Consider the following 15,482-nt stretch of genomic DNA (forward strand, 5'->3'; position numbering starts at 1 on the left):
GGGGACACCCGCCCGCCGCCGGCCGCCGGTGGATATGGTCGTCGGGTGAATCGACTGGCGAGCGCGACCAGCCCGTACCTGCTCCAGCACGCGGAGAACCCGGTCGACTGGTGGCCGTGGTCCGACGAGGCGTTCGCCGAGGCGAAACGGCGCGACGTACCCGTGCTGATCTCGGTGGGGTACGCGGCCTGCCACTGGTGTCACGTGATGGCGCACGAGTCGTTCGAGGACCCGGCGGTCGGGAAGCTGCTCAACGACAACTTCGTGTCGATCAAAGTGGACCGGGAGGAACGGCCGGACGTCGACGCGGTCTACATGACCGCCACCCAGGCGATGACCGGGCAGGGCGGCTGGCCGATGACCGTACTCGCCGCGCCGGACGGGACGCCGTTCTTCTGCGGCACGTACTTCCCCCGGGTCAACTTCGTCCGGCTCCTGGAGTCGGTCACCACCGCGTGGCGGGACCAGCGCGAGGCGGTGTTGCAGCAGGGCGCCGCCGTGGTCGAGGCGATCGGCGGCGCGCAGGCCGTCGGCGGCCCGACCGCCCCGCTCACCGCCGAACTGCTCGACGCCGCCGCGCAACAGCTCGGCCGGGAGTACGACTCCGTCAACGGCGGGTTCGGTGGCTCCCCGAAGTTCCCGCCGCACATGAACCTGCTGTTCCAGCTCCGGCACTACCAGCGCACCGGTTCGGAGCGGACCCTGGAGATCGTCCGGCACACCGCCGAGGCGATGGCCCGGGGCGGCATCTACGACCAGCTCGCCGGTGGTTTCGCCCGCTACTCGGTCGACGCCCACTGGACCGTGCCGCACTTCGAGAAGATGCTCTACGACAACGCCCTGCTGCTCCGGGTCTACACCCAGCTCTGGCGGCTCACCGGGGACCGGCTGGCGCAGCGGGTGGCGGGGGAGACCGCGGCCTTCCTGCTGGACGGTCTCGGCACCGAGGCCGGCGGGCTGGCCTCCGCCCTGGACGCGGACACCGACGGGGTCGAGGGCGCCACGTACGCCTGGACCCCGACCCAACTCGTCGAAGCCCTCGGCACCGACGACGGCCGCTTCGCCGCCGACCTGTTCACGGTCACCGACGAGGGAACCTTCGCCCATAATCCGGCCTCCGCGCCGTTGGACGGCGCTCCGGACCGGATGAAGGGCGTCGAACACGGCACCAGCGTGCTGGAACTCGGCCGCGACATCGACGACGTCGACCCCGAGGTGGCGGACCGCTGGCAGCGCGTACGCACCGAGCTGCGGGCCGTACGCGACCTGCGTCCCCAACCGGCCCGGGACGACAAAGTGGTGGCGGCCTGGAACGGGCTGGCCGTCACCGCCCTGGTCGAGTACGCGACCCTGACCGGCGACCCGGCGACCGCCACGGCGGCGGTGGACATCGCCGAGGTGCTGGCCGGGCGGCACATCGTCGACGGGCGGCTGCGCCGGGTCTCCCGGGACGGGAAGGTCGGTGAGCCGGCCGGGGTGCTGGAGGACTACGGAGCGGTGGCGGAGGCGTTCTGCGCGGTGCACCAGCTCACCGGCGAGGGCCGCTGGCTGACCCTGGCCGGAGAACTGCTGGACGTCGCTCTGGCCCACTTCTCCACCGGTCAGGGCGGCTTCTACGACACCGCCGACGACGCCGAGAAGCTGATCGCCCGCCCGGCCGACCCGACCGACAACGCCACCCCGTCCGGCCTGTCGGCGGTGGTGGCGGGGCTGGTGGCCTACTCGGCGTTGACCGGTGAGCCGCGCTACCGGGAGGTGGCCGAAACGGCGCTGGCGACGGTGGCACCGATCGTGGCCCGGCACGCCCGGTTCACCGGGTACGCCGCCGCCAGCGGTGAGGCGCTGCTCTCCGGCCCGTACGAGGTGGCGATCGTCACCACCGACCCGGCGGGTGACCCGCTGGTGGCGGCCGCCCGTCGGCACGCACCGCCGGGGGCGGTGATGGTCGCGGGGGCCCCGGACCAGGCGGGGGTGCCGCTGCTGGCGGACCGGCCGATGCTGGACGGCGGCTCCACCGCGTACGTCTGCCGCGGTTTTGTCTGCGATCGCCCGGTCCGTACCGTCGAGGACCTTGTCGCCCAGCTTTCCCGGCGGTGACCGACGTGCGCCGCCGCACCCGGACGCCGGGTGCGGCGGTCGGTGGCGGAACCGCCCGCTAGGCTTGCCGGCGTTATGGATTCCCGAACCGGTCTGCCCGTTGTCGGCATGGTGGGGGGCGGCCAGCTCGCCCGGATGACCCACCAGGCCGCGATCGCCCTCGGCCAGTCACTGCGTGTACTCGCGCAAGCCCCGGAGGACGGGGCCGCGCTGGTCGCCGCCGACGTCCGGTACGGCGACCACACCGACCTCTCCGCGCTGCGGATCTTCGCCAAGGGCTGTGACGTGGTCACCTTCGACCACGAGCACGTGCCCAGCGAACACATCCGCGCCCTCGCCGCCGAGGATGTGAAGCTCTACCCGTCGGCCGACGCCCTGCTCTACGCGCAGGACAAGCACGCGATGCGGGAACGGCTCGGCGCGCTCGGTGCGCCCGTACCGCGCTGGCGGCCGGTGAATGAGCCCGCGGACCTGACCGCGTTCGGTGACGAGGTCGGCTGGCCGGTGGTGCTGAAGGCCGCTCGGGGCGGCTACGACGGCCGTGGGGTCTGGGTCGTGGCGAACGGCACCGACGGGGCCGCCCAGGTGACGGAGCTGCTCGACGGCGGCACCCCGCTGATCGTGGAAGAGCGGGTGGCGTTGCGCCGGGAGCTGGCCGTACAGGTGGCGCGCTCGCCGTTCGGGCAGGTCGCGGCGTACCCGGTGGTGGAGACCGTGCAGCGGGACGGGATCTGCGTCGAGGTGCTCGCCCCGGCACCGGACCTGCCGGAGCCGCTGGCCCTGGCCGCCCAGCAGTTGGCGATCGACATCGCCACCACGCTCGACGTGGTCGGCCTGCTCGCGGTGGAACTCTTCGAGGTCGCCGGTCCGGACGGGGGTCCGGCACTGGTGGTCAACGAGTTGGCCATGCGACCGCACAACTCCGGGCACTGGACCATCGAGGGGGCTCGGACCTCGCAGTTCGAGCAGCACCTGCGGGCGGTCCTGGACTACCCGATGGGCGACACCGCGCTGACCGCGCCGGTGGTGGTGATGGCCAACGTGCTCGGCGGGGCCGAGGGCGGGATCTCGATCGACGAGCGGCTGCACCACCTCTTCGCCACCGACCCCGGCGCCAAGGTGCACCTCTACGGCAAGCAGGTCCGTCCCGGCCGGAAGATCGGCCACGTCACGGTGCTCGGTGACGATCTCGAACAGGTACGCGCCCGCGCGGCGCGCGCCGCACAGTGGCTCCAGGAGGGGCGATGACGGCTGCGCAGGCAGCGACCCGGGTTGGCCTGATCATGGGCAGTGACTCGGACTGGCCCACCATGAAGGCCGCCGCCGACGTCCTGGACGACTTCGGGATCGGCTACGAGGTACGGATCGTCTCGGCGCACCGTACGCCGGTCAAGATGATCGAGTACGGCCAGCAGGCCGCCGGCCGTGGCCTCAAGGTGATCATCGCGGGCGCGGGTGGGGCGGCGGCCCTGCCGGGCATGGTCGCCTCGGTGACCCCGCTGCCGGTGATCGGTGTCCCGGTGCCGCTCAAGCACCTGGACGGCGTCGACTCGCTCTACTCGATCGTGCAGATGCCGGCCGGCATCCCGGTCGCCACCGTCTCGATCGGCAACGCCCGCAACGCCGGGCTGCTCGCCGTACGCATCCTCGCCACCGCCGACGACGCGTTGCAGGCCCGGGTCGTCGCCTTCCAGGAGTCGCTGGAGGCCCTGGTAGAGCAGAAGGAAAAGGCCCTCCAGGCCAACCTCGCCGGCTGACATCGCCCTTTCCGGGGCATCCGCCCAGGAGCCGGAGTCCCAGAGCGACGGCTAGACGGATCGACGGCACAACCCCCTCTGCCGCCACTCCTCCCACCCCACCCCACCCCCCTCCTCCCTCCCTCCCCCGCGCACGAACCCCTCTTCGTCGATCTAGGGCAAATACGTGCTAGTGGATCTCCGATCACCACCATTTGCCCTAGATCGACGGTGAGAGGGGGAGGGGGAGGGGGTTAGCGCATGCCGCGCAGGGCGCCGCGGAGGCGCTCCTGGGCTTGCGTACGCCGTTCGTTGCTGGCCCCGAGCACCAGTAGGACGATGCCGACCGGGATCAGCACCAGCCACGGCCCGAAGACGGTCAGCAGGTGCAGGGTGGCGATGACCGTCACCGCCGCACCGATGATCACCGGAGCCTGCTGGCGCCGCCACGAGCCGAAGATCAGCACCGCCACCCCGCCGAGCAGGAGCAGGATCTGGCGCAGGTCGCCGCCCTCGCTGCCGAGCACGATCACCAGCGTGGGCAGGAACGCGGCGACCAGCGCCGGCCCGTACGCGACCCAACTGCTCAGGTCCGGGCGGTGGCGCAGCTCCAGGATCCCGACCAGCAGCGCGAGCGCCGCGAACGGCAACGTGTACGCCTCCGGCAGGGCCACGTCGGCGACGCTCATCAGCAGCCACCAGGCGCTGATCTCGCAGGCCACCGCGGCCCAGAACAGGATCCGCCGGGCGATCACCCGCCGCCCCGGACGGGTGGCCGCCACCCCGAGTACGGCACCCCAGGCGGCGAGCAGGGCGGCGATGTGCCGGGGCGAGTCGAAGGCCAGCGCCCCGGCGATGAGGGCGGCACCGTACCCGGTCCACTCGACGGTGGCCGCCTCGCGCAGCGACTCGGGCTGGCGCAGCCGGGGCAGGGTCGCGGCGAGCAGCAGCAGCGCCGCACCGACCGCCAGTACGCCGAACGCGGACCAGACCGGGTCCAGCCCGGCGACCAGCCCGACGGTGAAGACGAAGAGCTGGGCCATCACCGAGGCGAACAGCCAGCCGAGGATCCTGGCGGCCTGGGTCCGGCCGGCGAACGCGGCGATCCCGCCGACGACAACCGCGGCGCCCAGCGTGAACAGGGTCAGCTCCCGGGTGGCCAGGGCACCGGCCAGCCCGGCACCACCGGCCGCCAGCCCGATGGCGAAGACCAGGATCCGGGCGAGCCGAAGCGACCGGGCCCGTTCCACGTCCGGCGGCGGCGGGGTGAGCGCCAGCCCGAGCATCGCGATGGTGAAGACGGCGAGCGCGGCCATGGTGCTGTTCGGCCAGCCCAGCCCGACCGAGATCGGCGCGATCAGCACGGTGATCGCGGCCCCGGGCAGGACCACCGGGATGGCCCGGGCGGGTCGTCCACCGGTGAATCCGGTGGCGGCCAGAGCCGCCGCCACGGTCAGCAGCAGCGCCGCGAGGACGTGGGTGGGGTCGACCGCGCTGCCGGTCGGGTTCGCCAGCGTCTCGGGCGCACCGTCCCAGATCCCGTAGAGCACCTGGTACGGCTCCACCAGCGCGGCGACCAGGACCGGTCCCAGGGTCGCCACGGCAACCAGGGTCGGCAGTACGGCGGCGGCCATCGCACCCACCGCCGGGCTGATCGCCCAGCGCCCGCGCGGTTGGTCCGGCATCCGGCGTACGGTGCCGCCGAGCATCACCGACCAGCGCCGGATCGGCCGGATCCCGGAACCGGGCGGTGGAGTGGCCGACCGGGCCAGTTCGGCGAGTACGCCCAGCAGCGCGGCGGCGGCGGCGTAGACGCCGGTGGGCAGGTCGGTGGGGATCGAGGCGCAGGCGGTGATGGTCGCCCCGCCGACCACACCGAGGGTCGCGTACGGCAGGTAGCGCGGCACCCAGCGGCGGGCGAGGGTGAGCAGGGCGACGCCCAGGCTCGACGCGGCCAGGGCGCTGGTCAGCACGATCTCGGCCGGGGAGCCGAGGGCGGCGGCCAGGGCGGCGAACGCCCCGGGCAGGGCTAGCAGCGCGCCACCGGTTGCGGCGCCGCCGATCTGACCGAGGTGCGGCGGCAGGTCGTCGACGGGTTCGGGACGTCGGTCGGGGTCCCGGTCGGTGTCGTCGTACCCGAGGTCGTCGTCCGGTTCGCCGGTCTCCGTACGGGCGGTGTCGGGTGCGGCGGCGTAACTGCCGAGCACCCGGGCGAGCACCGCCACCACGAGCCCGACCAGGGCGACCACCCCGAGTGCGGCTGCCGTGGTCCAGGGCCGGACCAGGCTGGCTCCGACCGCGTGCAGGGCCACCACGGCGGCGACGGTGGCCCGGGTCAGGCCGGCGCGGGGGTCGGCGGCAGCGGCGGCGGCCATCCCGTACGCGATCGCCACCGCCCCGCCGACGACGATCGGGGACCACCAGGGCAGGTCGAGGGCGGCCGGGGTGCCGATGGTGGCGAGCCCGACGCAGACACCGGCGACGTCGTACTTCCACGGGCGCGGCAGCGCGGCGGCGGCTGCGGCGGCGAGCAGGACCAGGGCGATCGGTGCCTGCCAGGCGCTGTCGCCGGTGCTCCCCATCGGCCACGCGTCGAGGTCGGCGGCCCAGATCCGGCCGGGGGTGGCCAGCACCCGCAGTCCACCGCTGAGCGCGGTGTAGCCGGCGATCAGGGCGATCACGCCACCGCTGAGTGCGATGCCGAGGATCGGGCCACGACGCCAGTCCTCCGGCAGGGCGCGTACGCCGACCGCGACGACCAGGACGAGCCCGGCGGCGGCGGCCAGTTCGGCGCCGGGGGCGAGGATGCCGGCGATCCGGGCCAGCGCGCCGACCAGGCCGGCGGTCGCGGCGGCGGCGGCGAAGTCGGAGCCGTCGAGGAGCCGGTCGGCGCGCCGCCCGGAGTCGATCGACGGGGCGAGGAAGAGCAGGACGGCGGCGACCATGAGCAGGGCGCCGACCCAGGCGTCGGCGACCGTGGCTCCGGGTGCGCCGAACGCGGCGGCGGTGACGGCGAGCGCGCCGAACCCGGTGCCGAGGGTCAGCGGGAGGCTGATGTGACGTTGCGAGACCTGGGCGATGGCCGCGTACCCGAGGGTCGCGCAGACGGCCAGGTAGCTGGCCGCGAGCACCGGCTCGGTGGCGTCGCGCAGGGACATCGCGGTCGGCGTCGGGTCGACCGGTACGGTCGCGGCGACAAACGCGGCGACCGCGCCGGGCAGGGCGAACGCGGCTCCACCGGCGGCCCAGGAGGTCACCAGGTGGGCCGATTCGCCGAGGGAGACGGCGGGCAGGCGCGGCGCCAGGCTGATCAGCAGCCCGGCCACGGCCAGGGTGAACAGCACCGCCGCGGTGAGGCTGGGCCGGGCCGCCGCCGCTCCGGCTCCGGCCAGCCCGAGCACCGCCGCCGCGCAGGTGTGCGCGAGCGCGGCCCGGCGGGTGTCGGCGGTGAGGCCGACGACGCCGATCCCGATGGCGACGAGGACCGGTGGCCACGGCGCGGCCATCCAGGGGAGCCCGAGCGAGGCGGGGGCGGCCAGTGCGGTCAGCGCGGCGCCGGTGACGGCAAACTCGCGGCGTACCTCGGCCGGGAGGGCGAGCACGGCGGCGATGGTGAGCAGGAAGGCGGTCGCGGCGAGTTGCCAGGCGGCCGGGCCGACGGTGTCCGCGAGGGTCGTCGCGTAGTCGTCGAGGTCGGCCCGCCAGACCGGCAGGGCGGCCTGGATCGGGGCCAGTGCCGCGCGCAGCGCGCCACCGGCGACGACCACACCGATGACCACCAGCGCGACCGCCGAGGCGAGCTGTGGCCCGCGTCGGGCCGCCGCCGGTACGGCGCGTACCCCGAGGCCGGTGAGGGCGACAACGACGGCGATGAGGAGCAGGGCCCGGCCGGGTAGCGCGACGGCGGCGATCCGACCGGCCGCGCCGATCACCGCGAGGGTCAGGATGCCGGCGGCGAGCGCGGGCAGCGGTGCCCGGCCGATCATGAGGGCGCCGGCCAGGCCGATCGCGGCGGCCAGCACCAGCACCACACCGGCGCGGAAGGCTCCCGGTACGGTCTCGGTGCCGACCAGGGCGATCACCGCGTAGAGCAGGGCGGCGCCGACGGCCACCCCGTGCAGCGCCCAGGTCAGTTCGCGCAGCCACGGGGTGTTCGGTACGGCGGTGGCGGTCCAGGCTGCGGCGGTACGGGCGGGCTGCGGCGGGTCCGGTTGCTGCGGCTCGCGGGTTGTACGGCCGGTCCGTCCGTCCCGTTGCGAGCCGGGCACGATGAGTACGGCGTCCGCCTCTTCCGGCGCCGACTCCGGCCGCCCCAGCCCGCCGTCGCCGTCCTCGTCACCGGCACGCCGCTGCTGGCCCGCCCGCCGCTGCGGGTCACCGGTGCTCGGGGCGTCCTCGTCGGGCGCGACACCGGTCCGGGACGACCCGGGCCGGCGCTGTGCCGGGGGCGGTGGTGCCACCAGCCGGCCGTCGCGGGTGAACGCCCGGGCCAGGATCAGGTCGATCGCGGCAACCGCGGCCAGCACCAGCGCCCACCCGGTCGCCCCGTTGATCCACTCGTACGCGAGCAGGGGCAGTACGGGCTGTCCGGCGATCACGGTGGCGTACCGGCCGACGTGCAGGCCGGTCAGGCTGCCGTACACCCAGCCGACCCCGGCGGTGACCAGGCAGGTCAGGCCGGCGAACACACTCCCGGAGAGGCCACTGGTCCAGACCGCGTCGATGGCCCAGACGGCGTACCCGTTGAGCGGCACCAGGAGCAGGCCGACGGCGGCGATCGTCTCGGCCGTGGCGGTGAGCCCGCGCCGGGCCACCACCGGCGGTGCGATCAGCATCAGCGCGGTGGCGGTGAGCAGGATCGCCACCCGGCTGAAGTCGTTCTGGGAGCTGATCGCGACCGCGGCGAAGGCGACGGCGGCGACGCCGAGCAGCAGCGCGCCGAGGCCGAGCAGGATGTTCTGCACCTCGCGCGAGGAGGCTTCCGGTTGGTTGCCCGGCGGCGGTTCGACGCCGGGGCGGCCTCCGGGCCGGCGGACGCCGGTCGGCGCGGTACGCCGGGGTGGGGGTGGCGGCGGTGGTGGGGGTGGCGGCGGTGGCGCCTCGCCGCCGGTGGGGGTGGAGCGGGGGACCCGGGGCGGTGGTGGCAGGCCCGGTTCGGCGGTCGGGGGTCGTCGCCCGGCGCGGCGGCGCAGCACCCGCCGGGGCTTGGTCGCCTGTTTGAGTCGTTCGTCGTTGGCGTGGGTGAGGATGTCCCGCTGGAACAGTGCCGCCTGCATCTTCGCGGCGAGTTGGCGCTGTTCGCTGGCGATGGCCGCGTCCCGCATCTTGATCTCGGCGATGGAGCGTTCGATCCGCGCCAGGTCGTCCGCCCACTGGCCCTGCTCAGCCCCGCAGTGCGGGCAGCGGGGGGCGGCTTCGATCTCCCGGCCGCACGAAGAGCACCGGTACGTACTCATGCAACCTCCCGAGGCGGCGGCCAGCAATGTGGACTCACCTGGAAGCATGCCGAAAGCAGGCAACGGTTGAACAGACCCTCGCCGGTGGGAGATCGGAAAAAGCCGGTCACGGATCCGATTGGATCCGTGACCGGCCGAGTACGTTCACGTCCGGGAGTGGTGACTCCGGGTCATGGGCGACCCATGCCCCGGTATTCCCAGCCGGCCTGGGTCCACAGTCCGGAGTCGAGGCAGTTGCGGCCGTCGACCACCCGGCGACCGGCGGCGAGTTCACCGAGGGCGACCGGGTCGGCGTTGCGGAAGTCGGCCCACTCGGTGAGCACGCAGACCAGGTCGGCGCCGGTGACGGCGTCGTTCATGCTGGCCTCGTAGTTCAGGTCGGGCTGGGCCCGGCGGGCGTTCTCCATCCCCTCGGGGTCGAAGATCCGCACGTCGGCGCCGGCCTTGGCGAGCAGTGCCGCGACAGCCAGTGACGGCGCGTCGCGTACGTCGTCGGAGTTGGGCTTGAAGGTGGCGCCGAGCACCGCGATCCGGGTGCCGGACAGGTCGGGACCGGCCGGGCCGTAGCGGCGGCCGAGCAACTCGGCGGCCAACTGCAACACCCGGGTACGCCGCCGCAGGTTGATCAGGTCGACCTCGTGCAGGAACCGGAGCGCCTCGCCGGCACCCAGCTCCTGGGCACGGGCCTGGAACGCCCGGATGTCCTTGGGCAGGCAGCCGCCGCCGAAGCCGACGCCGGCCTGGAGGAACCGGTTGCCGATGCGCGGGTCGTAGCCGATCGCGCGGGCGAGCTGGGTGACGTCGCCGCCGGCGACCTCGCAGACCTCGGCCATCGCGTTGATGAACGAGATCTTGGTGGCGAGGAAGGCGTTGGCCGCGACCTTGACCAGTTCGGCGGTGGCGAAGTCGGTGACCACCAGCGGAACCTCGCGGTCCTCGGTGGCGGCCAGGTCGAAGACGCCCTTGTGGGCGGCGTAGAGCATGCCGTTGGCCCACTCGCTCTTGACCCCGACGACGATCCGGTTGGGGCGGAGCACGTCCTCGACGGCGAAGCCCTCCTGGAGGAACTCGGGGCTCCAGGCGACCTCGACACCCAGGTCGGCCGGGATGTGCTTGCCGACCAGTTGCTCGATCCACTCGGCGGTGCCGACCGGAACTGTCGACTTGCCGACGATCAGGGCCTTGCGGGTCAGGTGCTGGGCGAGCCCGGTGACGGAGGTTTCGACGTACGACAGGTCGGCGCCCATGCCGTCGGCCCGTTGCGGGGTGCCGACACAGATGAAGTGGACGTCGCCGAAGTCCGCGGTCTCCTGGTAGGAGGTGCTGAACCGGAGCCGGCCGGCGGCAAGGTTGCGCCGCAGCAGCTCGTCCAGGCCGGGCTCGTGGAACGGCACCTCGCCGCCGGAGAGCTTGGCGATCTTTTCCGCGTCGACGTCGAACCCGATCACGTCGTAGCCGAGTTCGGCGAAGCAGATGGCGTACGTCGCACCCAGGTAGCCGGTGCCGAGGAAGGTCAGCCGCGGCCGCGCCGCGCCGGATGGAGGGCTCACCGCGACGATTGCCGGCTTGGGTTGTGTGCTCGGGTACGGGATTGTCACGCCTTTTCTCTCCGCTCGCACTGGGCGGCGCTTCCTTGCGTCGCGGTGGGCAGGGCGGCGTCACCACGACGCCAATTGGGACAAATCAGTTGGTAGTGCTTTTTTTAGTTCGCTACTGCGAGGGGTCGGCTCGAACGCCGACTGCGCAGGCAACGACAGAGGCAGAGCTTACGCGGCCCGGTCGGGCCACCGCCCGTTCGGTCGGCATCTTCACAATCCCGCGCGACGTGCATCCGGATGTGCGTACGTCGCGCGTTGCCGCCGTTCGCCCGATCCCACCTCGCCCAAATTGATCTTGCCCCCTCTATGTAAGGCACCTAGGCTCCGATCCACCTGACGCCCGCTTCGCAGAAGGGGACAAAAGTACTACATGAGAATATCCCGCGCTAACTACCTGCCGGCCCGTCGCCGGCTGGCCGCCGGAGCGGCGATCGCCCTGGCGACCTCGCTGCTACCCCTGCTCAACGTTACCGCCGCACACGCGACCACCCCGTCGCCTGCGTGTGTCCCCGACCCCACCGCCCACCTGGACTCGGTGCCCAGCCCGGAGGCCGCCCTCGGCTTTCCGCTCGGCACCGGCCAGGAGCGCGTGGTCACCAGCGACGAGATCCGCTCCTACCTCGGAGCCGTCGACGCGGCCTCCGACCGGGTCGTCTCCGGCACCATGGCGACCAGCGTGACCGGCCAGGCGCTGCCGTACGCGATCGTGTCGAACTCGGCGAACGTCAAGCCCGCCGCGCTGGACGCGATCACCGAGCGGATCAAGGACCTGCGCGACCCGCGCAAGACCAGCCCGGCCACGGCCGCCGGTACCGCCCTGCGCGGCCCGGCGATCGTCTGGGTCACCGGCAACGTGCACGGTGGCGAGAAGAGCGGCGCCGACGCGGCGCTGAAGACCCTGTACGAGTTGGCCGCCGGCCTCTCCTGCGACGTGGAGAAGCGCAACCAGGAACTGGTCACGGTGATCGTGCCGACCCAGAACCCGGACGGGCGCGACGCCAACCGGCGGCAGAACGAGTTCGGGTTCGACCTGAACCGGGACTGGTTCTCCCGTACCCAGCCGGAGACCGACGCGAAGCTGGAGATGCTGCGGGAGTACCCGCCGCAGGTCTACATCGACGCGCACGAGATGGGCGGCCGGGAGTACTTCTTCCCGCCGAACGCCGACCCGATCCACCACGAGATCTCCAGCGAGGTCGTCGACTGGATCAACCGGATCGGTGAGGCGAACAAGGCGGGCTTCGGTTACAACGGGGCCTGCACCGCCACGGTCACCACCGAGTGCTACTTCAACTACGACACCTATGACCTCTTCTTCATGGGGTACGGCGACACCGTACCGGCGACCGGCTTCGGTGCCGCCGGGATGACGTTCGAGAAGGGCAGCAGCTCGGCCGTACAGGACCGGGTGCAGCAGCAGTTCAACACGCAGTGGGCGACGCTCGGCTGGGCCGCGGCGAACAAGCGAGAGGTGCTGAACGGCTACTACAAGATCTGGCAGGACGCCCTCGCCGAGGGTGTCGCCGGAACGCTCTCCCCGAACGAGGTGGTCCAGCCCACCAACGAGGTCCAGTTCCCGGTGCCGGACGTCAACATCAAGTCGTACTTCCTGCTCCCGGACCGGCAGCTCGCCGACGTCCGGGCGCTGGTCGAGCGGCTGCGCAAGATGGATGTCGAGGTCTACGAGCTCAAGGAGCCGGTGACCGTACCGACGGCGAAGGTCTTCGGCGGGCGTACGGCGACCGACGTGGTCGTACCCGCGGGCGCGTACTGGATCAAGATGGACCAGCCGCAGAAGCACTGGATCCAGGCGACCCTGGGCGAGGACCCGTACACGCCGTTCCCGTACTTCTACGACGTGTCGTCGTGGAGCAACCCGCTGCTGATGGGGATCAACACGATCTACACCGGCGACGTGGTCAACCCCCGGGCCAACCGGGTCAAGGAGAACCGCGGCGGCACCACCTCCTTCGTGGGGGACGGCGGTTCGTACCAGTGGAAGCTCGACTCGGCCGCGGCGGCCAAGTTCACCTTCGCGCTGCTCGACAAGGGCGTACCGCTGGTCCGTGACCTGAACACCAACCTGGTCGGCATGCGGTCCGCCCGGCTCACGCCGAAGCTGGACCAGCTCGCCGCCTCGTACGGCGTGACCCTGCACCCGAACCGCCAGCCGGCCACGGGCGTCAAGCTCACCCAGCCCGACGTCGGCCTGTACGCCGGCACCGGGATCAGCACCACCTCCGGCTCGTACGGCGAGGCCCGGTTCGTGCTCGGCGACCAGTGGGGTCTCGACCTCACCACGGTCACCACCGCCGACATCAACGACAACACGACCCGGTTCACCGACCGGAGCACCCTGCTGGTGCCGGACGGCAGCAACGCCACCGGCGGGCTCACCGCCACCGGCCAGGCCAACCTGCGGGCCTGGATCTCGGCCGGCGGCACCTACATCGGGCTGCGCAACGAGGGCACCCGGATGGCTCGTGCGGCCGGGCTCACCTCGACCACCGAGGTGACCAAGCCGGCGGGTTACACCATGGTCGGCTCCCACCTGCGGGTGGACGTGGACCACGACAGCCCGGTGGCGCTGGGTCGGCCGGCGGAGGACTTCGAGTTCAACAACGGCGACTCGGTCCTGCGGCCGAGCACGACCGGTGTGAACGTCCTCACGTACCCGTCGGACGACCGGTTCTGGCACAACGGCTACACGGTCGGCGAGGACCTGCTCAAGGGCACGGTCGCGCTGGTCGACGAGCCGACCGGGGACGGGCACGCGGTGCTCTTCGCCTTCAACCCGCTGTTCCGGGCGTACAACGAGAGCGGCCTGCACCTGGTCGCGAACGCGCTGCTCTACCCGTCCGGCGACGAGCCGAAGACGCTGCGCCGGATGACCGACGCGGTGTCGCCGGAGCGGGCCGCGGCTGCCGCCGCACCCGCCCCGGAGAACCTGGGTGGCCAGTGGCGGCCGATCACCATCGAGGTGGCCGCCGCCGACCAGGCCCGGACCGAGGCCGTGATCGCGAAGTACACCGGTGACGCCCGCACGTCGGTCGCCAACGGTTCGAGCTTCCTGGTCATCCCGAACCCGGACGGACTCCAGTCCGACGAGCACCCGTACCTGGGTGACCTGGTCCGGGAGCTGCGTACGGCCGGAATTCCGGTGCGTTCGCTGGTCGGTTGACCGGGTCGGGTGATCCGGTCGGCTGACCTCCCGGCCGACCTGCGAGACCCCGGCTGAACACTGGTGGACCCCGGTTGACCGGGGTCCACCGGGGGGCGGGGCTAGTGAACTTTGTTACCGTTCAGTAGCCCCGCCCCACCTCGGCGCGGTACAACTGGGTCCACGAAGTTGTGTTCCCCAGGGGAGGGCCGCGATGAGCAGCGAAGCATTCGACGTCTACCAACTGCCCGAGGAGCACGGGGCGATCCGGGAGGCGGTCCGGGACGTCTGTGACGCCAAGGTCGCGCCGCACGCCGCCGAGGCCGACGAGACCGGCGAGTTCCCCAAGGCGTCGTACGAGGCCCTGCGCGCCGCCGACTTCCACGCCCCGCACATCCCCGCCGAGTACGGCGGCGCCGGTGCGGACGCCCTGGCCACCGCGATCGTGATCGAGGAAGTGGCCCGTGCCTGCGCCTCGTCCTCCCTGATCCCCGCCGTGAACAAGCTGGGCACCATGCCGCTGCTGCTGGCCGGGTCGGAGGAGCTGAAGCAGCGCTACCTGCCGCCGGTGGCCCGGGGCGAGGCGATGTTCTCGTACTGCCTCTCCGAGCCGGAGGCGGGCAGCGACGCGGCCTCGATGACGACCCGCGCGGTGCTCGACGGCGACCACTACGTGCTCAACGGTGTGAAGCGGTGGATCACCAACGCCGGCATCTCGGAGTACTACACCGTCTTCGCGGTGACCGACCCGTCCGCCCGTTCGCGCGGCATCTCCGCCTTCGTGGTGGAGAAGTCCGACGCCGGGGTCAGCTTCGGCGCCCCCGAGAAGAAGCTCGGCATCAAGGGCTCGCCGACTCGTGAGGTCTACCTCGACAACGTACGGATTCCCGCCGACCGGATGATCGGCGAACCCGGCACCGGCTTCGCCACCGCGATGCGGACCCTGGACCACACCCGCGTCACCATCGCCGCGCAGGCGCTCGGCATCGCCCAGGGCGCGCTCGACTACGCCCTCGGGTACGTCAAGGAGCGCAAGCAGTTCGGCAAGCCGGTGGCGGACTTCCAGGGCATCCAGTTCATGCTCGCGGACATGGGCATGAAGCTGGCCGCCGCCCGTGAACTGACGTACGCGGCGGCGGGGAAGTCGGAGCGCGGCGACGCCGACCTGACCTATTTCGGCGCGGCGGCGAAGTGCTTCGCCTCGGACGCCGCCATGGAGATCACCACCGACGCGGTCCAGTTGCTCGGCGGCTACGGCTACACCCGCGACTACCCGCTGGAGCGGATGATGCGGGACGCCAAGATCACCCAAATATACGAAGGTACGAATCAAGTGCAGCGGATCGTCATGGCGAGGCAACTACTCAACGGCGTCGCGTGAGCTGTTTTCCCAGCCCAGAGTCATGGTGGCGGCCGAGTTCGGCTCGGAAATGGC

The 15,482-nt window shown here is 72.3% G+C and carries 7 protein-coding genes; 5 read left to right on the forward strand and 2 right to left on the reverse strand.

Annotation, left to right across the window (positions count from 1 at the left end):
• Positions 1-45: 45 nt before the first annotated feature.
• From ACWEFB_RS02425 to purE, 3 genes are all read left to right on the forward strand, one after another.
• Complete coding sequence (locus tag ACWEFB_RS02425) at positions 46-2,097, forward strand: thioredoxin domain-containing protein (RefSeq protein WP_452281470.1); 2,052 nt, start codon at positions 46-48, stop codon at positions 2,095-2,097.
• Positions 2,098-2,172: 75 nt separating this feature from the next.
• Entirely contained in the window at positions 2,173-3,345 is a 1,173-nt protein-coding gene (locus ACWEFB_RS02430; RefSeq protein ID WP_452281472.1) for a 5-(carboxyamino)imidazole ribonucleotide synthase, read from the forward strand.
• Positions 3,342-3,854: a 5-(carboxyamino)imidazole ribonucleotide mutase gene (purE, locus tag ACWEFB_RS02435; protein WP_452281474.1), complete on the forward strand. Its 513-nt coding sequence runs from the start codon at positions 3,342-3,344 to the stop codon at positions 3,852-3,854. Before ACWEFB_RS02430 ends, purE begins: the two co-directional genes overlap by 4 nt.
• A gap of 233 nt (positions 3,855-4,087) precedes the next feature.
• Here the strand turns inward: purE and ACWEFB_RS02440 are convergent, their stop codons facing one another.
• Positions 4,088-9,289, reverse strand: coding sequence for an SCO7613 C-terminal domain-containing membrane protein (locus ACWEFB_RS02440; protein ID WP_452281476.1), 5,202 nt, complete (start codon positions 9,287-9,289; stop codon positions 4,088-4,090).
• Between the two features lie 170 nt (positions 9,290-9,459).
• Positions 9,460-10,887, reverse strand: a complete 1,428-nt coding sequence (locus ACWEFB_RS02445; RefSeq protein ID WP_452281478.1) for a UDP-glucose dehydrogenase family protein — start codon at positions 10,885-10,887, stop codon at positions 9,460-9,462.
• 370 nt (positions 10,888-11,257) lie between these two features.
• On the opposite strand from ACWEFB_RS02445, the gene ACWEFB_RS02450 reads away from it, so the two are divergent.
• Both ACWEFB_RS02450 and ACWEFB_RS02455 read left to right on the forward strand, forming a co-directional pair.
• On the forward strand, positions 11,258-14,068 hold the full coding sequence (locus ACWEFB_RS02450; RefSeq protein WP_452281480.1) for a M14 family zinc carboxypeptidase: 2,811 nt from the start codon (positions 11,258-11,260) through the stop codon (positions 14,066-14,068).
• 193 nt (positions 14,069-14,261) lie between these two features.
• On the forward strand, positions 14,262-15,428 hold the full coding sequence (locus ACWEFB_RS02455) for an acyl-CoA dehydrogenase family protein (RefSeq protein ID WP_452281482.1): 1,167 nt from the start codon (positions 14,262-14,264) through the stop codon (positions 15,426-15,428).
• Positions 15,429-15,482 lie beyond the last annotated feature (54 nt).

The organism is Micromonospora sp. NPDC004704, from assembly GCF_053601675.1.

Coding starts and splice junctions, on each gene's coding strand:
- ACWEFB_RS02430 (WP_452281472.1), top strand. CDS start 2,173: ATGGATTCCCGAACCGGTCTGCCCGTTGTCGGCATGGTGGGGGGCGGC.
- purE (WP_452281474.1), top strand. CDS start 3,342: ATGACGGCTGCGCAGGCAGCGACCCGGGTTGGCCTGATCATGGGCAGT.
- ACWEFB_RS02440 (WP_452281476.1), bottom strand. CDS start 9,289: ATGAGTACGTACCGGTGCTCTTCGTGCGGCCGGGAGATCGAAGCCGCC.
- ACWEFB_RS02450 (WP_452281480.1), top strand. CDS start 11,258: ATGAGAATATCCCGCGCTAACTACCTGCCGGCCCGTCGCCGGCTGGCC.
- ACWEFB_RS02455 (WP_452281482.1), top strand. CDS start 14,262: ATGAGCAGCGAAGCATTCGACGTCTACCAACTGCCCGAGGAGCACGGG.